At 63.8% G+C, this 20,682-nt stretch carries 15 protein-coding genes; 4 read left to right on the top strand and 11 right to left on the bottom strand.

Going from position 1 to position 20,682, the window contains the following annotated elements; genetic code table 11:
* Window positions 1–46: 46 nt before the first annotated feature.
* The 8 genes from A9K66_RS22190 to A9K66_RS22155 form a co-directional block, all read right to left on the bottom strand.
* The gene (locus A9K66_RS22190; protein ID WP_067327924.1) at window positions 47–1,675 is read right to left on the bottom strand and encodes an alpha-D-glucose phosphate-specific phosphoglucomutase; all 1,629 of its coding nucleotides are present in this window, start codon (window positions 1,673–1,675) and stop codon (window positions 47–49) included.
* Between the two features lie 3 nt (window positions 1,676–1,678).
* Window positions 1,679–3,124, bottom strand: coding sequence for a glycogen synthase GlgA (gene glgA, locus A9K66_RS22185; protein ID WP_067327923.1), 1,446 nt, complete (start codon window positions 3,122–3,124; stop codon window positions 1,679–1,681).
* A gap of 67 nt (window positions 3,125–3,191) precedes the next feature.
* On the bottom strand, window positions 3,192–4,457 hold the full coding sequence (gene glgC, locus A9K66_RS22180; RefSeq protein WP_067327922.1) for a glucose-1-phosphate adenylyltransferase: 1,266 nt from the start codon (window positions 4,455–4,457) through the stop codon (window positions 3,192–3,194).
* A gap of 14 nt (window positions 4,458–4,471) precedes the next feature.
* A complete protein-coding gene (glgB, locus tag A9K66_RS22175) occupies window positions 4,472–6,706 on the bottom strand; it encodes a 1,4-alpha-glucan branching protein GlgB (protein WP_067327921.1) in 2,235 nt (744 codons plus the stop codon).
* Between the two features lie 114 nt (window positions 6,707–6,820).
* Window positions 6,821–9,283 (bottom strand): glycogen/starch/alpha-glucan phosphorylase, encoded by a 2,463-nt coding sequence (locus tag A9K66_RS22170; RefSeq protein ID WP_067327920.1) that lies wholly within the window; start codon window positions 9,281–9,283, stop codon window positions 6,821–6,823.
* A gap of 149 nt (window positions 9,284–9,432) precedes the next feature.
* Entirely contained in the window at window positions 9,433–10,215 is a 783-nt protein-coding gene (locus A9K66_RS22165; protein ID WP_066997791.1) for an ATP-binding cassette domain-containing protein, read from the bottom strand.
* 2 nt (window positions 10,216–10,217) lie between these two features.
* Entirely contained in the window at window positions 10,218–11,282 is a 1,065-nt protein-coding gene (locus A9K66_RS22160; protein WP_066997793.1) for an ABC transporter permease, read from the bottom strand.
* A gap of 161 nt (window positions 11,283–11,443) precedes the next feature.
* On the bottom strand, window positions 11,444–12,478 hold the full coding sequence (locus A9K66_RS22155) for a sugar ABC transporter substrate-binding protein (RefSeq protein WP_066998169.1): 1,035 nt from the start codon (window positions 12,476–12,478) through the stop codon (window positions 11,444–11,446).
* A 212-nt stretch (window positions 12,479–12,690) separates the two neighbouring features.
* On the opposite strand from A9K66_RS22155, the gene A9K66_RS22150 reads away from it, so the two are divergent.
* From A9K66_RS22150 to A9K66_RS22135, 4 genes are all read left to right on the top strand, one after another.
* A complete protein-coding gene (locus A9K66_RS22150; RefSeq protein ID WP_067327919.1) occupies window positions 12,691–13,917 on the top strand; it encodes an ROK family transcriptional regulator in 1,227 nt (408 codons plus the stop codon).
* 2 nt (window positions 13,918–13,919) lie between these two features.
* A complete protein-coding gene (locus tag A9K66_RS22145; protein ID WP_067327918.1) occupies window positions 13,920–14,366 on the top strand; it encodes an RbsD/FucU domain-containing protein in 447 nt (148 codons plus the stop codon).
* The gene (locus A9K66_RS22140) at window positions 14,363–15,286 is read left to right on the top strand and encodes a carbohydrate kinase (protein ID WP_067327917.1); all 924 of its coding nucleotides are present in this window, start codon (window positions 14,363–14,365) and stop codon (window positions 15,284–15,286) included. The genes A9K66_RS22145 and A9K66_RS22140 overlap by 4 nt, the downstream gene beginning before the upstream one ends.
* Window positions 15,287–15,537: 251 nt before the next feature.
* Window positions 15,538–16,680, top strand: coding sequence for a DegT/DnrJ/EryC1/StrS aminotransferase family protein (locus tag A9K66_RS22135; protein WP_067327916.1), 1,143 nt, complete (start codon window positions 15,538–15,540; stop codon window positions 16,678–16,680).
* A gap of 21 nt (window positions 16,681–16,701) precedes the next feature.
* Here A9K66_RS22135 and cysQ read toward each other — a convergent pair whose 3' ends face one another.
* The 3 genes from cysQ to cysD are packed head-to-tail and all read right to left on the bottom strand — an operon-like array spanning window position 16,702 to window position 20,343.
* A complete protein-coding gene (cysQ, locus tag A9K66_RS22130; protein ID WP_067328031.1) occupies window positions 16,702–17,487 on the bottom strand; it encodes a 3'(2'),5'-bisphosphate nucleotidase CysQ in 786 nt (261 codons plus the stop codon).
* 10 nt (window positions 17,488–17,497) lie between these two features.
* On the bottom strand, window positions 17,498–19,435 hold the full coding sequence (gene cysN / locus A9K66_RS22125) for a sulfate adenylyltransferase subunit CysN (RefSeq protein ID WP_067327915.1): 1,938 nt from the start codon (window positions 19,433–19,435) through the stop codon (window positions 17,498–17,500).
* A gap of 2 nt (window positions 19,436–19,437) precedes the next feature.
* Window positions 19,438–20,343, bottom strand: coding sequence for a sulfate adenylyltransferase subunit CysD (cysD, locus tag A9K66_RS22120; protein WP_066997810.1), 906 nt, complete (start codon window positions 20,341–20,343; stop codon window positions 19,438–19,440).
* Between the last annotated feature and the right edge of the window lie 339 nt (window positions 20,344–20,682).

The raw sequence follows: 20,682 nt of genomic DNA, 5'->3' as shown, positions 1-20,682 counted from the left end.
CGGCCACCTTCTCCCACAAGGGGAGAAGGGGAAATCCTCACCACTTTCAAGTAATCACGCTCGGCTTGTTGCGACCGGTGTGGCTCTTGATGCCGGCGATGTCGTCGGCGGCGGCGATGAGGTCGGCGAGCGCTTCCTGCGTGTCGAGGTCATGCCTCGCCTTGTCGGGCTCGTAACGCTCGATATAGACGCGCAGCGTGGCGCCGGAAGTGCCGGTGCCGGAGAGGCGGAAGACGACGCGCGAGCCACCCTCGAACAGGATCCTGATGCCCTGGTTCTTGCTGACCGAGCCATCGACCGGGTCATGATAGGCGAAGTCGTCGGCACTGGCGATCTTCATGCCGCGCACGCTGGTGCCGGGCAGCGAGCCGAGCTTGGCGCGCAATTCGTCGACCAGTGCGTTGGCGCGGTCTGTCTCGACCTCCTCATAGTCGTGGCGCAAATAATAGTTGCGGCCGTACGTTTCCCAGTGCTTGGTGACGATGTCCTTGCAGCTCTCGCCGCGCACGGCGAGGATGTTGAGCCACAGAAGCACGGCCCACAGCCCGTCCTTCTCGCGCACATGGTTGGAACCGGTGCCGGCGCTTTCCTCGCCGCAGATCGTCGCCATGCCGGCGTCGAGCAGATTGCCGAAAAACTTCCAGCCGGTCGGCGTCTCGTAGATGCCGACGCCGAGCTTCTCGGCGACGCGATCGGCCGCTCCGCTGGTCGGCATCGAGCGGGCGATGCCCTTCAGGCCTTCCTTGTAGCCGGGCGCCAGATGCGCATTGGCGGCCAGCATCGCCAGAGAATCCGAGGGCGTTACGAAGATGCCCTTGCCGATGATCAGGTTGCGGTCGCCGTCACCGTCGGAAGCGGCGCCGAAATCCGGCGCGTCCGGCCCCATCATCTCGTCATAGAGATGTTTGGCATGGACCAGGTTCGGATCGGGGTGATGGCCGCCGAAATCGGGCAGCGGCTTGAAATTGCGGCAGGTCCCGGCCGGGGCGCCGAGCCTACGCTCGAGGATCTCCTTGGCATAGGGGCCGGTCACCGCGTGCATGGCGTCGAAGCGCATGCGGAAGCCATATTTGAAATTCGCGCGGATGGCGTCGAAGTCGAACAGGCTCTCCATCAGCTCGGCATAGTCCTTGACCGGGTCGAACACCTCGACCGTCATGCCGCCGGCTTGGAAGGTGCCGATCGTGTCGATGTCGACGGTGCCGATGTCGGCGATCTTGAAGCTCGAGATCGTCTTGGACTTTTCGAAGATCGCGTCGGTGATCTTCTCCGGCGCAGGGCCGCCGTTGCCGGCATTGTATTTGATGCCGAAGTCCTCGTGCGGGCCACCCGGATTGTGGCTGGCCGACAGGATGATGCCGCCAAAGGTCTTGTATTTGCGGATGATGTTGGACGCGGCCGGCGTCGACAGGATGCCGCCCTGCCCGACCATCACCTTGCCGAAGCCGTTCGCAGCGGCCATGGCGATGGCCGTCTGGATGACCTCGCGGTTGTAAAAACGGCCGTCGCCGCCGATCACCAGCGTCTTGCCCTGAAAACCTTCCAGCGCGTCGAAGATCGACTGGATGAAGTTCTCGGCATAGTGCTCCTGCTGGAAGACGGGCACCTTCTTGCGCAGGCCGGAGGTGCCGGGCTTCTGGTCGGTATAGGGTTTGGTAGGGACGGTTTTGATCATGCCTCAGGCAGCCCTTTTTGAAAGCAGCAAGCGATAGAGTTCGACATATTTCTCGGCGCTCTTGTCCCAGGATACGTCGGCCTTCATGCCCTGGCGCTGGATCGAGGCCCAGGCGGCGGGTCTGGCATGCGCTTCGACCAGGCGGCGGATGGCGTGCAGGAGGGCGCCGCCATTGTTCGGCGCGAATTGAAAACCGGTGGCGACGCCTGCCGAAAGCGCCGCCTCGTTGGCGTCGATGATGGTGTCGGCGAGGCCGCCGGTGCGGGCGACGACCGGCACGCAGCCATAGCGCAATCCATAGAGCTGGGTCAGCCCGCAAGGCTCGAAGCGTGAAGGGATGACGATCGCGTCGCAACCGCCCTGCATGATGTGGGAGAGCGCCTCATCATAGCCGATGACGACGCCGACGCGGCCGCGATGCCGCGCGGCCCCGGCAAGCAGCGAGCCTTCGAGGCCGGCATCGCCCGAGCCCAGAACCGCCAGTCGTGCTCCGCGCTGAACGACGCCGTCGACCACGGCAGCCAAAATGTCCATGCCCTTCTGCCAGGTCAGACGGCTGACCACGCAGACGATCGGGCTGTCGTCAGGCTCGAGGCTGAAGCGGTCCTCCACGGCCTTGCGGTTCAGGTCGCGCGCTTCCAGCGTCTCGGCCGAATAGTTGGCGACCAGGTGCTTGTCGGTCGCCGGGTTCCAGATGTCGACATCGATGCCATTGACGATGCCGTAGAGGTCGACGGCGCGCATGTTGATCAGGCCGTCGAGGCCCATGCCGAATTCCGGCGAGCGGATTTCCTGCGCGTAGGTCGGGCTCACCGTGGTGATCGCCCAGGCGGCCTGCAGGCCGGCCTTGAGGAAGCCGACGCCGCCATAATATTCGACGCCATCGAGCTGCATCGCCACGCCCGGCAGGCCGAGCTCGCCGAAAATGCCGGAGCCGAACTGTCCCTGAAAAGCAAGGTTGTGCACGGTGATCAGCGACGGCACGCCGATCGCGTTGCCGTAGCGCATATAGGCGAGCGTCATTGCCGACTGCCAGTCATGGGCATGCACGAGGTCTGGCTGGTAGCCGGAGATCGCGCCGCCGGCGATGTCGCCGCCGACCTGACTCAGCGCCGCGAAGCGCCGCCAGTTGTCGGGCCAGTCGGAGCCGGAGGCGGTACCATAGGGCCCGCCCTGGCGGTCGAAAAGATGCGGCGCGTCGAGCACGAAGAGCTCGAGCTCGCCGATCTTGACGGCGTGAACCGAAGCCTTGCCGCCCTGCAGCAGCGGGTACTGATAGACGGCCTTCTTTTTCTTGAAAGCGTCCATCACCACCGGGTAGCCGGGGATGAGCGTGCGCATCGCCACGCCCTTGCTGGCGAGCGCGATCGGCAGGGCACCGGTCACGTCGGCAAGCCCGCCGGTCTTGATCAGCGGGAAGATTTCGGGCGTGACGGACAGAACCTGCATGCGCCTAAGATCCACGGCTAAAGTGACAGCTTTGTTGATCAGACTGACAACTTGCCGATCAACCCTATCAGGTTGACAGCTTGTTGATCATATCCTGAGTGATCAGGCAGATGCCCTTTTCCGAAACGCGGAAGCGCTTGGCGTCGAGTGCCGCATCCTCGCCGACCACCAGCCCCTCCGGTATGTGGACGCCATGGTCGATGACGACGCGCTTGAGGCGCGCGTTGCGCCCAACCTGAACGTCGGGCAGCATCACCACTTCCTCGAGCTTCGCATAGGAATTGATGCGCGCGCCGGTGAAGATCAGGCTGCGGCGCAGCGATGCGCCGGAAACGATGCAGTCGCCGGACACCAGCGAGGAGATCGCCTCGCCGCGACGGCCGTCCTCGTCATGCACGAATTTGGCCGGCGGCTTCAATTCGGCATAGGTCCAGATCGGCCAATCCCGGTCGTAGAGATCGAGTTCGGGCGTGACATCGGTCAGGTCGATATTGGCTTCCCAATAGGCGTCCACCGTCCCGACGTCGCGCCAGTAAGGCTCCGACTCGTGCGAGGAGCGGACGCAGGATTTGGCGAAGCGGTGGGCGATCGCCTTACCGTGCTGGACGATGTAGGGGATGATGTCCTTGCCGAAGTCGCGGCTGGATCCTGGCTCGGCCGCGTCGCGGCGCAACTGCTCCATCAGGAACTTGGTCTTGAAGACATAGATGCCCATCGAGGCCAGCGCATGGTCCGGCTTGTCCGGTATGCCGGGCGGGTCGGCGGGTTTCTCGATGAAGGAGATGATGGTGTCCTTCTTGTCGACATGCATGACGCCGAAGCCGGTCGCCTCCATGCGCGGCACTTCGAGGCAGCCGACGGTGACATCGGCGCCGGCATCGACGTGCTGGCGCAGCATCAGCTCGTAATCCATCTTGTAGATGTGGTCGCCGGCTAGGATGACCATGTATTCGGGGCCATAGGCCTCGATGATATCGATGTTCTGGTAGACCGCATCCGCCGTGCCCTCGTACCACTGCGTTTCCGAGACGCGCTGCGAGGCGGGCAGGATGTCGAAGCTCTCGTTTCGTTCGGGGCGCAGGAAGTTCCAGCCACGCTGCAGGTGGCGGATCAGCGAGTGCGCCTTGTATTGGGTGGCGACGCCGAGACGGCGAATGCCGGAGTTGAGCGCATTGGACAGCGCAAAATCGATGATGCGCGTCTTGCCGCCGAAATAGACGGCGGGCTTGGCGCGCCGGTCGGTCAGCTCCTTGAGGCGGCTGCCGCGGCCGCCGGCCAGCACATAGGCCATGGCATCGCGCGCCAGCGGCTGGGTTCTCTTGATCTCTGCCATCGTTTGCCTCCCTCCTAAGCTGTCCGGACCTTTGCTTCGTCCGCGACGAATTCCAGCATGATCGTCGACAGCGGCGGCAAGAGCATCGTCGCCGACGTGCCGCCCCCTTCCCCGCTCGCCACGATCATGCCGCCATTGCCCATGCCGGAGCCGCCATACTCGGCGGCGTCAGTGTTGATGATCTCGCGCCACTCGCCCGCCTTCGGCAGCGGCACGCGATAGTTCTCGCGCGGCACCGGCGTGAAGTTGGAAATGACGGCTATCGGGTTGCCGTCCGGCGCGCTGCGCAGCCAGGCAAAGACCGAATTGTCGCGATCGTCGACGATCAGCCAGGAGAAGCCTTCCGGCTCGCAGTCGCGCGCATGCAGCGCCGGGCGCGAACGATAGAGGTAGTTCAAGTCCCGCACCGCCTGCCGGACGCCGCGGTGCGGGGCGTGCTCCAGCAGATTCCAGTCGAGCGCGCGTTCCTCGCTCCACTCGCGGCGCTGGGCGAATTCCTGGCCCATGAACAGGAGCTTCTTGCCGGGATAACCCCACATGAAGGCGTAGTAAGCGCGCAGCGTGGCGAATTTCTGCCAGTCGTCGCCTGCCATCTTGTGGAGCAGCGTGCCCTTGCCGTGCACGACCTCGTCATGAGAGAGCGGCAGGACGAAATTCTCGGAGAAAGCGTAGACAAGGCCGAAGGTGATGTCGTTGTGATGGTGCTTGCGGTAGATCGGCTCCTTGGAGAAATACTCCAGCGTGTCGTGCATGAAGCCCATGTTCCATTTGAAGCCGAAGCCGAGCCCGCCTTCATGCACCGGCTGCGATACCTTCGGCCATGAGGTCGATTCTTCGGCGATCGTCATCACCCCGGGATGATGGCCGTAAAGCTCCTTGTTCATCTTCTGCAGGAAGCTGACCGCCTGCAAATTCTCGCGCCCGCCTTTCTCGTTGGGGATCCACTCGCCTGACCTGCGCGAATAATCGAGGTAGAGCATCGAGGCGACAGCGTCGACGCGCAAACCGTCGACATGGTATTTTTCGGCCCAGAACAGCGCGTTGTTGACGAGGAACGACACCACCTCGCGGCGGCCGAAATTGTAGATGGCGGTATTCCAGTCGGGGTGAAAACCCTGGCGCGGGTCGGCATGCTCGTAGAGCGCGGTGCCGTCGAACTTCACCAGCCCATGCTCGTCGACGGGGAAATGCGCCGGCACCCAGTCGAGGATGACGCCGACGCCGGCACGATGCGCACCGTCGACGAAGCGGGCGAAGCCATCGGGATCGCCGAAGCGCGCGGTCGGCGCATAAAGGCCGGTCGTCTGGTAGCCCCAGGACGGATCGTAGGGGTGCTCCGAGATCGGAAGGAACTCGATATGGGTGAAGCCGGTTTCGACCACGTAGGGGATCAGCTGCGCGGCGAGCTCGTCCCAGGTGAGGAAGGTGCCGTCATCGCGGCGCTGCCACGAGCCGGCATGGACCTCGTAGATCGAGATCGCCTCGCGCCGCGGATCGGCCTTCTGCCAGAAGCTGCGATGGGCCTCGTCGCCCCATTGATGCGCGATCGGCGGCGCCGTCACCGAAGCGGTCGCCGGGCGCAGCTCGGACTCGAAGGCGAACGGATCGGCCTTGAGGGGCAGGCGCACGCCGTCGGGACCGATGATCTCGAACTTGTAAGGCTGGCCGGCGCCGAGGTCCGGAATGAACAGCTCCCAGATGCCGGTGTCCTTGCGGTCGCGCATGGTGTGCCGGCGGCCGTCCCAGTCGTTGAAGGCGCCAACCACCGAGACGCGCCGGGCATTGGGCGCCCATACCGCGAAATGCACCCCGGTGGCCCCCTCATGCTCGATGATATGGGCGCCGAGCTTGTCGAAGAGCCTCAGGTGTGAGCCCTCCGCCATGTAGTAGTCGTCCATCGGGCCTAGCACCGGGCCGAAGGAATAAGGGTCGGTCAGCCACCAGTCGCCGCCGGCATTCCTCGCGTGATAGCGCAACGGCTGACGCTTGCGGATCGAAAGCTTGCCCTCGAAGAAGCCGGCATCGTTGCTGCGCACGAGTTCCCCGGCTTCCTTGCCGGTGAGCGTATAGGCGGTGACGCATTCGGCATTGGGTACGAAGCAGCGGGCGACTAAGCCCTTGCCGGCCGCGTGCACACCCAGAATTGCAAAGGGATCGCCATGCGTTCCGGCGACAATGGCCGCGACATCGCCGGCTGGCGCCAGTCCGTCCGGCCCGCTTGGTGCAGCGGTCGCGCGCGGCTTCCTCATCAGGCGGCGTCCCTCCCTGGGAACTATTCTGGTTTGTGCATATGTTGGCCAAAACCGCTAGGCACTTTTGGGCGACATGCACGTCCACGTTGTCGGCGGCCTCATGCAATCACATCAGACAGGTACGTTCCAGATTTCTTTCGCGTATTGGCGAATGGTGCGATCGGACGAGAACCAGCCGACGCGGGCGACATTGCGGATGGCGCGCGAGTACCAGTCGGGACTGTTACGCCAGAGATCGTCGACCTCGCGCTGGCAGGCGGCGTAGGAGTCGAAATCGGCCGCCACCATGAACCAGTCGCTCTGATAAAGGCCGTTCATGAGGTCGCGGTAGCGGTTGGGATCGTCAGGCGAGAAGACGCCGGAGGAGATCGCCGACACCGCCTGCGACAACTCCGGCGAGGACGCGATCACGCCGCGCGGATTGTAGCCGTTGTCGCGGCGTTCGGCGACCTCGGCGGTGGTGAGGCCGAAGATGAAGATGTTGTCGTCGCCGACGCGCTCCTTGATCTCGACATTGGCGCCGTCGAGCGTGCCGATGGTCAAGGCGCCGTTGAGGGCAAACTTCATGTTGCCGGTGCCGGAAGCCTCCATACCGGCGGTCGAGATCTGCTCGGAAAGATCGGCCGCCGGCATCATCACCTCGGCGAGGCTGACATTGTAGTTCGGCACGAACACAACCTTGAGCAGGCCGCGCGTCGAGGGATCGCCGTTGATCACCCGGGCGACGTCGTTGGCCAGTTTGATGATGAGCTTGGCGTTGTGGTAGCTCGGCGCCGCCTTGCCGCCGAAGAATTTAACCCGCGGCATCCAGTCCCGCTCGGGATGCGAGCGGATCTGGTCGTAGAGCGCGATCGCCTCCAGAATGTTGAGCAATTGGCGCTTGTATTCGTGGATGCGCTTGACCTGGATGTCGAACAGCGCTGAAGGATCGAGCCTGATGCCGAGCCGGTCGGCGACCAGGTTTGCAAGCCTCACCTTGTTCTGGCGCTTCACGGCGGCAAACTTCTCGCGGAAAGCGGAGTCGCCGGCAAGAGGATCGAGATCCTTGATCGCTTCGATGTCGTCCATGAAGCGGTTCCCGATCGCTTCGCGGGCAAGCGCGGTCAGGCCGGGATTGCACTGGATCAGCCAGCGCCTGGGCGTGATGCCGTTGGTCTTGTTGTTAATGCGGTCGGGATAGAGCTTGTGGAGATCGGCAAACACCGTCTCCTTCATCAGATCGGTGTGCAGCGCCGAGACGCCGTTGATCGAATGCGAGCCGACGAAAGCGAGATTGCCCATGCGCACGCGGCGGTCGCCATTTTCCTGGATCAGCGAGATGCGGGCGATCTGCTCGCCCGAGAATTTTCCGGTGGCCCGCGCCTCCAGGAGAACCTGGGCATTGATGGCGTAGACGATCTGCATGTGGCGCGGCAACAGACGCTCGAACAGCGGCACCGGCCAGCTTTCCAACGCCTCCGGTAGCAGCGTGTGGTTGGTGTAGGCGAAGGTGCGCTTGGTGATGTCCCAGGCAAGGTCGAAATCCATGCCGTGAACGTCCATCAGAAGCCGCATCAGCTCCGGCACGGCGACGGCCGGATGGGTGTCGTTCAGGTGGATCGCGGCCTTGTCGGGCAACGATCTCAGGTCGCCGTACTGGCTGAGATGCCGCTGGACGATGTCCTGCAGCGAAGCAGTCGAGAAGAAATATTCCTGGCGCAGCCGGAGCTCCTGCCCGGCCATGTGCGAGTCGGCCGGATAGAGAACGCGCGACAGCGCGTCCGCCTTGTTGCTTTCGGCGAGCGCGCCGATGTGGTCGCCGGCATTGAACTTGTCGAGCAGAATCGGGTCGATCGGCATGCCGGACCAGAGCCGCAGCGTGTTGACGCGCTTGGCGCGCCAGCCCGCCACCGGCGTGTCATAAGCGACTGCCAGCACATGCTCATTGGGCCTCCAGACATGGCGCTCCAGGCGGCCGTCCTTTGAGGTGATCGATTCCACGGAGCCGCCGAAGCCGACCTCGAAGGAACGTTCGCGCCGCTCGAACTCCCACGGGTTGCCGTGGTCGAGCCAGGTCTCCGGCAGCTCGACCTGCCAGCCGTCATGGATCTCCTGCCGGAACATGCCATTGGCGTAGCGGATGCCGTAGCCGTGGGCGGGAATATCGACCGTTGCCATGCTTTCCATGAAGCAGGCGGCGAGCCGGCCGAGACCGCCATTGCCGAGGGCTGCGTCCGGTTCAAGGCCGGCGATCAAGTCGAGATCCACGCCGAGCGATGCCAGCGCCTCGCGCATGTTCTCCATCAGGCCGAGATTGGAGAAGGCGTCGCGCATCAGGCGCCCGATGAGGAATTCGAGCGAGAGATAGTAGACGCGCTTTTCCTGCTGGTCGTAGGCTTCCTTGGTCGCCTGGATCCAGTGATCGACGACGCGGTCGCGCACCACCTTGATCGAGGCGGTCAGCCAGTCATATGGCGTTGCGACGGTGGTGTCCTTGCCGACCCGGTACTTGAGCGACATCAGGACTTCCTCGGCGAGCGTCCTGGGATCGGGGTGGTCGAGAGCGGGGGCTTCGATCGTCATGGCGGGTTTCATATCGCCTCTCGTTCGGTTGGCCTGATCATAGCGGCTTTCACCGTTTCTCCTACCCCAGTTTGCCGCGCTGCAGCATATATTGTTAAATCGATTTAGGACGGAGTGTCCATCCGATGCACCTGCGGCCAATTACCATGGTGGGGCGGAGATCAGGCCGCCAGCGCGTCCTCCGGCGGCTTCTTGGCGCCGGTCATGAGCGCGACGGCATCCGACATCGAAATCTGCTTCGGATCGACGACGCATAGACGCCGTCCAAGCCGGTGGATGTGGATGCGATCGGCGACCTCGAAGACATGCGGCATGTTGTGCGAGATGAGCACGATCGGCAGGCCGCGCTTCTTGACGTCGAGGATCAGCTCGAGGACGCGGCGACTTTCCTTGACACCGAGCGCCGCCGTCGGTTCGTCCATGATCACCACCTTCGATCCGAAAGCGGCGGCGCGAGCCACGGCGACGCCTTGGCGCTGGCCGCCCGAAAGCGTCTCCACCGCCTGGCTGATGTTCTGGATGGTCATCAGGCCGAGTTCGGTCAGCTTGTCGCGGGCGCGCTTTTCCATCGCCGGACGATCCAGCATGCGGAACCAGCTGCCGAGCGGACCCGGTTTGCGGATCTCGCGGCCGAGAAACATGTTGTCGGCGATCGACAGCGCCGGCGACAATGCCAGGTTCTGGTAGACGGTCTCGATCCCCGCCTCGCGGGCCTCGATGGGCGATTTGAACTGGACCTGCTTGCCGTCCAGCTCAATCACCCCTTCATCGGGATGCACGGCGCCGGAGATCGCCTTGATGAGCGTCGACTTGCCGGCGCCGTTGTCGCCGATCACGGCCAGGATTTCTCCCGGGTAGAGATCGAAGTCGCAGTTGTTGAGCGCGGTCACGCGGCCGTAGCGCTTGGTCAGACCGCGCGCGGTGAGAACAGCCTGCTGGGTCATGGTTACACCGAAACCTTTCTGATCCACTGGTCGATCGCCACGGCGCCGATAATCAGGACACCGGTGAGCAGCACTTTCCATTGCGGGTCAGCGCCCAGCATGTTGAGGCCCATCGAGACGACGCCGACGATCATGGCGCCGAACAGCGTGCCGAGGATGGAGCCGCGGCCGCCAAAGAGCGAGATGCCCCCGATCACGGTCGCGGTGATCGCTTGCAGATTATAGTCGGTGACGGCGGCGGACGGCGAGATCGAGCCGTTGCGGCCGATCGACACCCAGGCAGCGAAGGCGGCGATCAGACCGGCAAGCGTATAGACGGCCATCAGCACAGACTTGGTCTGGATACCGGAGAGTTTCGCCGCTTCCGGGTCGTCGCCGACGGCATAGACATGGCGGCCCCACGCCGTGTGGTTGAGCACATACCACAAGAGCAGCACCAACAGGACCATGGCGATGACGCCGGCCGTCAGCACGGCGGAGCCGACCCTGAAGCTCAGCGCGAAGAGATGCAGCAGCGGCGCCTGAGCGTCGACATCGGCGTCGCGGATCGTCTCATTGGCCGAGTAGATGAAATTGGTGGCCATGACGATGTTCCAGGTGCCCAGTGTCACGATGAAGGGCGGCAATTTCATATAGGCGACCAACAAGCCGTTGAGCATGCCGCAAACCGCGCCTGCGCCAAGCCCAAGCACCACGGCCAGGATTGTCGGCATGCCATAGGTGATGGCGCAGTTGCCCATGACCACCGCCGAGATGACCATCACCACGCCGATCGAAAGATCGATGCCGGCGGTCAGGATGACCAGCGTCTGGGCAGCGCCCAGGATGCCGACGATGGCGATCTGCTGCAGGATCAGCGTCAGCGTGTAGGACGAAAAGAAGCGGCCGCCGATGGCAACGCCAAAGATGATGACCGACAGCACCAGCACGATCAGCGGCACCGCCGCCGGCGTGGAGTGCAGGAAATGTTGGGCGCGCTTGACGAACGACTTGCCGTGCTCGTCGAAGGCCGCGACGCTGCTGTCGCTGCCCGAAAGTACCTTCTCGAATTCCTGAATCTGAGACATGTATCCTCCCGTATGCGCACAGCCTTCTCATTGCTGCGCGCGCCGTCGACGCCTCTTCCGGTCTGTCGCCAGGATTGTCCGCGCTTGACGAAGGCGCATCGTCCACCCGATGCGGCCGGGGATCAAGCCCCCAGCCGCAAGCTTTGTGAACCGTCAGAGCGTCAGCCCCAGCACTTGGCGAGGCCTTCCTTGGTGTCGATCGACTTGACGCCGTTGGCCGGCTTGTCGGTGACGAGATTGACGCCGGTGTCGAAGAAGTTCTTCCCTTCGGTCGGCTTCGGCTTCGTTCCGTCCTTGGCAAATTTGGCGATCGCCTCGATGCCGAGCGCCGCCATCTGCAGCGGGTACTGCTGCGAGGTGGCGCCGATAACGCCCTCGGCAACCGACTTGACGCCCGGGCAGCCGCCGTCGACCGAAACGATCAGCACCTGCTTTTCCAGACCGACGGCCTTGAGCGCCTGGTAGGCACCGACTGCGGCCGGCTCGTTGATGGTGTGGATGACGTTGATGGTGTTGTCCTTTTGCAGGAGGTTCTCCATCGCCTTGCGGCCGCCTTCCTCGTTGCCGTTGGTCACGTCGTGGCCGACGATGCGCGGATCGTCTTCGTCGCCGATCTTGTTGGGATCCTTCACGTCGATGCCGTAGCCCATCATGAAGCCCTGGTCGCGCAGAACGTCGACGGTCGGCTGGGAAGGAGTGAGGTCGAGGAAGCCGATCTTGGCGTCCTTGGCCTTGTCGCCGAGCGTGGCGGCGGCCCAGGCGCCGATCAGCTTGCCGGCCTCCAGATTGTCGGTGGCGAAGGTCGCATCGGCAGCGTCGATCGGATCGAGCGGCGTGTCGAGGGCGATCACCAGCAGGCCGGCGTCACGCGCCTTCTTCACCGTCGGCACGATGCCCTTGGTGTCAGAGGCGGTGATCAGGATGCCCTTGGCGCCGTCGGCAATGCAGCTCTCGATCGCCGCGACCTGGCTCTCGCTGTCGCCGTCGATCTTGCCGGCATAGGTCTTCAGGTCGACGCCGAGTTCCTTGGCCTTGGCGGTGGCGCCTTCCTTCATCTTCACGAAGAAGGGATTGGTGTCGGTCTTGGTGATCAGGCAGGCGCCGACGCCCGCAGCCGATGCGGACGAGGCGAATGCGAGCAGGCCCAGCCCGGCCGCCGCGAATACGGTGGACTTCAGCAGCGATTTCTTGGTCACGATTTCCTCCCAATGGAACCATTCCGGACGCCGGCCAACCCGGCGCCTCGAGCGCATCCAACCATTTTTCCCAGCGTGGACGCCACCCCAAAAGACACCAGTCCGCATCATCTGTCAATAATTAAATCACTCTTATTTATTATTGACAGACTTGCGCTGTTCACTCATTCTGAACGAAAAGCCAGTGTGGGGAAACCGACGGGAGGAACAGGGTGGAGACCGGCATTGCGAGGCACGGTTCGCCCGAGGCTCTGGAGAGCCGGCTGCATCGCGGCACGAACCAGAGCGGCATGCGCGACCACAATGAAAGGCTGGTGCTGTCACTGGTGCGCCAGCATGGCAGCCTCGCCAAATCCGACATCGCGCGCATGACCGGGCTGTCGGCCCAGACGGTATCCGTCATCATGCGGGAGCTGGAAGAGGACAAGCTGCTCGTGCGCCAGGCGCCGCTGCGCGGCAAGATCGGCCAGCCGTCGATCCCGATGGCGCTCAATCCGGAAGGAGCTTTCTTCATCGGTCTCAAGATCGGCCGCCGCAGCGCCGAGCTGGTGCTGATCGACTTCCTCGGCAATGTGCGATCGATGCTGCAGAATTCCTATCGTTATCCGGCGCCGCGCGAGACGGTGGAGTTCGTCGGCGCTGGGATCAAACAAATGCGCGGCGAGCTGACACCGGCGCAGGACAAGCGCATCGCCGGGCTCGGGATCGCCATGCCGTTCGAGCTTTGGAGCTGGGCCGACACAGCCGGCGCGCCGCGCGAGATCATGGATGAATGGCGCCATCGCGACATCCGCGCCGACATCCAGTCCCAATGCGACTTTCCGGTCTATCTGCAGAACGATGCCACGTCCGCTTGCGGGGCAGAGCTCGTCTTCGGCCAGGCAGGCGCGGCGCGCGACTTCGTCTATTTCTATATCGGCGCCTTTGCCGGCGGCGGCATCGTGCTCAACGGCCGCCTGTTCGGCGGGCCGACCGGCAATGCCGGCGCCCTGGGTTCGATGCCGGTGCCCGGGCCGGACGGCAAGCCGACACAGCTTATCGATGTCGCCTCGATCGCCATGCTGGAAAAGGCGCTGAGCGCCAAGGGCATCGACGGCTCCTATCTGTGGACCTCGCCGCAGGAATGGGGCGAGATCGGCGCCGAGCTCGACGACTGGATCGCAAGTGCTGCACAAGCGCTGGCCTATGCGATCGTTGCCGCCTCGTCGGTCATCGATTTCGAGGCCGCGGTGATCGACGGCTGGATGCCCCTCGACGTGCGGCGGAGGCTTGTCGATGCGGTGACGGACGCGATCAGCGGTATCGACGCCGAGGGGCTGAAGCTGCCGGTCGTACGCGAAGGAACAGTCGGCATCCATGCGCGGGCGCTTGGCGGCGCCAGCCTGCCGCTTTCCGAACGCTTCCTGATCGGACCGACGACGATTTCCAGGAGCGCCTGACCATGCTGATCGGCATTCCGTCGCTGCTCGGCCCGCAGCTTCTGGCGACGCTCAGGGCCATGGGCCATGGCGACGAGATCGCCATCGTCGACGGCAATTATCCGGCCGAGGAACAGGCGCGCAGGCTGATCCGCGCCGACGGCCATGCCGTCATTCCGGTGCTGGACGCCGTTTTGAGCGTGCTGCCGGTGGATGCGGCGGTGCCGGAGGCCCTGTTCCGCGCCTCGGTCAAAGGCGATCCGGCGCTCGCCGATCCCGTGCATCACGAGATGGAAGCGGTCTGCGCCAAACGCGCGCCGGGGCACAAGGTGATTGCGCTGGCGGGGGCCGACTTCTATGCACGCGTCAAGGCCGCGCATGCGATCGTCGCGACCAGCGAACCCAGGCTTTATGCCAACATCATCATCCGTAAGGGCGTGATCCATCCGCCGGAAACCGAGACACAATGATCCTCTGCTGTGGCGAAGCCCTGATCGACATGCTGCCGCGCACGACAGCGGAAGGCGAAGCGGCCTTCGCGCCTTATGTCGGCGGAGCGGTGTTCAACACGGCGGTCGCGCTCGGACGGCTGGGCGCTCCGGCAGGCTTCTTCTCAGGTCTCTCCTCCGACCTGTTCGGCGGCCAGCTCCGCGAGGCGCTGGGAGCCAGCAAGGTGAGCTCGACCTATGCGCACACCTCGCCCAAGCCGACCACGCTCGCCTTCGTGCGGCTCACCGATGGCCAGGCGAGCTATACGTTCTACGACGAGAACACCGCCGGGCGCATGCTCGCCATCGAGGACCTGCCGAAGCTCGGCGCCGAGATCGAGGCGATGCTGTTCGGCGCGATCAGCCTGATCTCGGAACCGGCGGGATCGGCCTATGAGGAGTTCATGCGGGGCGAGCACAACAGCCGGGTGATGATGCTCGACCCCAACATCCGGCCGAACTTCATTCCGGACAAGGCCAAGCATCTGAGGCGCATCCGCAAGATGATGGCGATGGCCGACATCGTCAAACTGTCGGACGAAGACCTCAACTGGTTCGACGAAGCGGGCTCGCACGAGGAGGTCGTGCGCAACTGGCTTGACCGCGGTCCCAGCCTGATCGTCGTCACCCATGGCAGCGAAGGCGCCGTCGGCTACAGCAGGGAGCACAAGGTCACGGTGGTGCCGCGGAAAGTGAAGGTGGTCGACACCGTCGGCGCGGGCGACACCTTCAATGCCGGCATCCTTGCCTCGCTGCACGAGCAGGGTCTGCTCACCAAAGCAGCGATCGGCGGCCTCTCGGAGGAAGCCATCCGCAGCGCGCTGGAGCTTGGCGCCAAGGCGGCGGCCGTGACGGTATCTCGGGCCGGCGCCAACCCGCCATGGCGGCACGAAATCGCCTGATCGGCTGACCGGTCCCGCCGGCGATCCGTGCCCGAGCGATCACTTTATGTTTCGAAGGGCCGGAACAGCGCGACAAGAGCCGCTTCGAATACGCTTGGAAGCCCGGATTTCCGGCTTCTTCTGGCAATGCGCAGGCAAAAACGGTAACAGGCTGCGACACTTGCGCAATTCGCCCTGGCCATGGGCGGCTTTTTCAGCCGTGGCAAGTCTGGTACCAGCGGGCCGGTTTACTGGCAGCTTCTGAGGCCGACATGCAGTTCATCGATCTTGGCGCGCAGCGCGAACGAATCCGCGACCGGCTGAAGGCCGCGATCGACACGGTGGTCGAAGACGGCCGTTACATCCTCGGCCCGCAAGTCGCAGAATTCGAGAACAAGCTCGCGGCTTACGTCGGCGTCAAGCATGTGGTGGCCTGCGCCAACGGCACCGATGCGCTGCTTCTGCCGCTGTTTGCGGCCGGCATCGGTCCGGGCGATGCCGTGTTCGTGCCAAGCTTCACCTTCGCCGCGACGGCCGAAGTGGTGGCGCTCGCCAAGGCCGAGCCTGTCTTCGTCGACGTCGATCCCGACACCTACAACATCGATATCGCCAGCCTCGAGGCGGCGATCGACATGATCAAGAAGCAAGGAAGGCTGAAGCCGAAGGCGATCATCCCGGTCGACCTGTTCGGACTTGCCGCCGACTACGAGGCGATCATGGCGATCGCAAAGCGCGAGAGCCTGCTGGTGATCGAGGACGCCGCCCAGTCGATGGGCGGCTCGGCCGACGGCACGATGTGCGGCGCCTTCGGCCATGTCGGCTCGACCAGCTTCTATCCGGCCAAGCCGCTCGGCTGCTACGGCGACGGCGGCGCGATGTTCACCAACGATGCTGCGCTCGCCGACAAGCTGCGCTCCTTCGCCTTCCACGGCAAGGGCGAGACGCAGTACGACAACATCCGCGTCGGCATCAATTCGCGCCTCGATACGCTGCAAGCGGCGATCCTGATCGAGAAGCTCGCCATCCTCGAGGAAGAGATGGTGGCCCGCCAGGCGGTCGCCGACCGTTACGCCAATGGGCTTGGCGACATCGTCAAGGCATCACGCAATCTCGGCCACGGCCGCTCGGCCTGGGCACAATATGCCATCGAGACGCCGAAACGCGACGGGTTGAAGGCGCATCTCAGCGAAAAAGGCATCCCGTCGGTCATCTATTACGTGAAGCCGCTGCACGAACAAATCGCCTACCGCGACTATCCGCGTACGCCGACCGGTCTTGCGGTTTCGGAGAAGCTGCCGAAGCAGATCCTCTGTCTGCCGATGCACGCCTATCTCAGCGAAGCCGACCAGGACAAGATCATCGAGACGATCCGCAATTATATCGGCTCCAACTCGGCGCAGGTCGCGGCTGCCTGATCTCGGCCCTTGAGCGGGAGATTAAACCTCCACGCCCTTCCCCGTCGCAATGAAATACGGGTTGGCAAAATCCGTGTCAGTGGCCTGGTTGCGTTTGCCGTAGACGAGCGGCTGGCCGTCCAGCGTGCGGGTCATGCCGCCGGCGGCGCGCAGCACCGCATCGCCAGCGGCCGTGTCCCACTCCATGGTGCGGCCGAAGCGCGGATAAACGTCAGCCTCGGCGGCGGCGAGCAGGCAGAATTTCAGCGACGAGCCTATCGAGACGATTTCGGTGGCGCCGAGATCGCGGATGAAGGCTTCGGTTTCCGGCGTGTTGTGCGAGCGGCTGGCGACGACGGCGAGCGGCGTGCCGCCTGCCCGCACGGTGATTGGCCGACGGCCGGCGATACGATAGTCGCCGTCGATGTCGATCGCTTCCGCCGTCCCCGCCCGACCGGAGAAGAAACGTCCTGTGCAAGGCGCGAACACGACGCCGACTTCCGGCACGCCGTGGCGGACCAGCGCAATGTTGACGGTGAAATCGGTGCGGCGGTTGACGAATTCCTTGGTGCCGTCGAGCGGATCGACGAGGAAGAAGGCACGGTCGAGGTCGGGCGTGGCAATACCCGCCGCAACCTCCTCCTCGGCGACGCAAGGGATGTCCGGATAAGCGGCGCGCAGGCCGGCCAGGATAATCTTTTCGCTTTCGCGATCGGCTTCCGTCACCGGCGAAGAGTCGGACTTGCTGTCGACGGCGCAGCCTTCGTGGAAAACGCGCATCACCGCGCGGCCGGCATCGAGCGCGAGGCGCTCGAACACGCCAAGCATTGCCGCGTCGTCAGATGCCGCCGCCATCGTCATACTGCTCTTCGGCAACGTCGCGCTCCGTCAGCCAGTGTTCCAGGGCTTCCGCCATCTCCTCGGGCGTCCTGCCGAGAGTCTTGAGGTGGATCTCGGGGTTCTCCGGCGTCTCGTAGGGAGAATCGACGCCGGTGAAGTTCTTGATCTCGCCGCTCAAGGCGCGGGCGTAAAGGCCCTTCGGGTCGCGGCGGGCGCATTCCTCGAACGGCGTGTCGACGAACACCTCTACGAATTCGCCCTCGCCCATCAGCTCGCGCGCCATGCGCCGCTCGGCGCTGAAGGGCGAAATGAACGAGACGATGACGATCAGGCCCGCATCGGCCATCAGCTTGGCCACTTCGGCGACGCGGCGGATGTTTTCGACGCGATCCGCGTCGGTGAAGCCGAGATCGCGGTTGAGGCCGTGGCGGACATTGTCGCCGTCGAGGATGTAGGTGTGGCGGCCGGACGCGAACAGCTTCCTCTCGAAACGATTTGCGATGGTCGACTTGCCGGAACCGGACAGACCGGTGAACCAGAACACCGCCGGGCGCTGGTTCTTGAGGTCAGAGCGGCCGCGCTTGCCGACGTCGAGCGATTGCCAATGGATGTTCTCGGCGCGGCGCAGCGAATGCAGGATCATCCCGGCGCCGACGGTGGCGTTGCTGATGCGGTCGATCAGGATGAAGGCGCCGGTCGTGCGGTTCTCGGCGAAGGGATCGAAGGCGATCGGCGCCCGGGTCGACAGGTTGCACACCCCGACCTCGTTGAGGTCGAGGGACTTCGCCGCTTCATGCGCGAAATCGTTGACGTTGACGCGGTATTTCAGATCGGTGACGGTCGCGCTCACCTGATCGGTTTCGGTGCGCAGGATATAGGACCGGCCGGGCAGCAGGGCCTGCTCGTCGAACCAGACCAGATTGGCGGCGAACTGGTCGGCGACCTGCGGACGTGCGGCCGGCGATACCAGCATGTTGCCGCGCGAAACCTCGACCTCGTCCTCGAGGACGAGCGTGATGGCCTGGCCGGCAACAGCCTGCTCAAGGTCGCCGCCATGCGCGACGATGCGCTTGACCCGGGAGGCCCTACCCGACTTGGCGACCACGACCTCGTCGCCTTTGGAAACGGAACCGGATGCAATGGTTCCGGCAAAGCCGCGAAAATCGAGATTGGGACGGTTCACATACTGGACGGGAAAGCGGAACGGCAATTCGATCGCCGCCTCGTCGACGGACACGGTTTCCAGATGCTCGATAAGCGACGGCCCGGAATACCAGGGCGTGCGCTCCGAGCGGCTGGTGACATTGTCGCCGAAGCGCGCCGACATCGGAATCGGCACGATACTGTTGAAGCCCAGGCTTTGCGCGAATTCGCCGTAGTCGGCGACGATCCGGTCGAACACGGTCTTGTCGAAGCCGACGAGGTCGATCTTGTTGACGGCAAGAACGATGTGGCGGATGCCAAGCAGCGACGCGATGATCGAATGGCGCCGGGTCTGGCGCAGCACGCCCTGGCGCGCATCGATGAGCACGATGGCGAGGTCGGCGGTCGAAGCGCCCGTCGCCATGTTGCGCGTGTATTGCTCATGGCCGGGCGTGTCGGCGACGATGAACTTGCGCTTCGGGGTGGCGAAGAAGCGGTAGGCGACGTCGATTGTGATGCCCTGCTCGCGCTCGGCCTCCAGCCCGTCGACGAGCAGCGCGAAGTCGATGTCGTCGCCGGTGGTGCCGTGCTTGCGAGAATCGTTCTCCAACGCGGCGAGCTGGTCCTCGAAAATCTGCTTGGTATCGGACAGCAGCCGGCCGATCAGCGTCGACTTGCCGTCGTCGACCGAGCCGCAGGTGAGAAAGCGCAGCAGCGATTTCTTTTCCTGCGCGGCCATGTAGTCGCGGATCGAATCGGTCGGGGCGAGGCTCGTGGCCAGGATGTGGCGCATGCTCAGAAATACCCCTCGCGCTTCTTCTTTTCCATGGAACCTGCCTCGTCGCGGTCGATGAGGCGGCCCTGGCGCTCGGAGGTGCGGGCGGTCAGCATCTCGCCGACGATGGCTTCGAGCGTGTCGGCATCCGATTCTATGGCGCCCGTCAGCGGATAGCAGCCCAGCGTGCGGAAGCGCACGAGACGGTTCTCGATTTTCTCGCCGGGGCGCAGTTGCATGCGGTCATCGTCCTTCATGATGAGCATGCCGTCGCGTTCGACGACCGGCCGCTCCTTGGCGAAATAGAGCGGCACGATGGGGATGTTCTCCTGCAAGATATACTGCCAGATGTCGAGCTCGGTCCAATTGGACAGGGGAAAGACGCGGATCGATTCACCCGGCGCGATCCGGGTGTTGAAGATCTTCCACATTTCCGGCCGCTGGTTCTTGGGGTCCCAAGCATGCTGGGCATTGCGGAAGGAAAAGATGCGCTCCTTGGCGCGCGACTTCTCCTCGTCGCGACGGGCGCCGCCGAAGGCCGCGTCGAAGCCGTATTTGTCGAGCGCCTGGCGCAGCGCCACCGTCTTCATGACATGGGTGTGGGTGTTCGAGCCGTGATCGAAGGGGTTGATGCCGTCGCGCACGCCGTCTTCGTTGACATGGACAAGCAGGTCGAAGCCGAGCTTCTGCGCCATCTGATCGCGAAAGGCGATCATCTCACGGAATTTCCAGGTCGTGTCGACATGCAGGAAGGGAAATGGCGGCTTGGCGGGATAGAAGGCCTTCATCGCCAAATGCATCAGCACCGAGGAATCCTTGCCGACCGAATAGAGCATCACCGGCTTGGCGAAAGAGGCCGCAACCTCACGGAAGATGTGGATGGATTCGGCCTCTAGCCGCTGCAGATGGGTAAGCGCGATATTCATAAGCTATTGAGCGTTCTTTCGTGCCGGCCAGGCCTTGCAGCAGGCGATTGGCGCGGTTTGCTAAAACAGCCCGTCAAGCCCTGGACACTTGTCGCGGGCGTTCTAGCAGATCGCCATCGCCCATAACAATGCAAGACCCGCGCCGGGCACAGCGCTTTGGGAATGAATTTTCCAAGTGAGCTTGATAAGTCGGAAAATTCTCCCAGACAAGCCGAGCAATTGAAAGGGGCCGAACAAACCTATTTGCTTCGATCGGCTAGGTTGACTTCCAAGAGCTTTCGTCCACGCCGCCGATTTTTGGCTGGACATCCTTCGGTCGCCCTATCGCAGGTCGGAGCC

This window comes from Mesorhizobium sp. AA23, assembly GCF_001672435.1.
Classification (GTDB): Bacteria; Pseudomonadota; Alphaproteobacteria; order Rhizobiales; family Rhizobiaceae; genus Mesorhizobium.
This window is presented reverse-complemented; position numbering and strand designations above follow the sequence as displayed.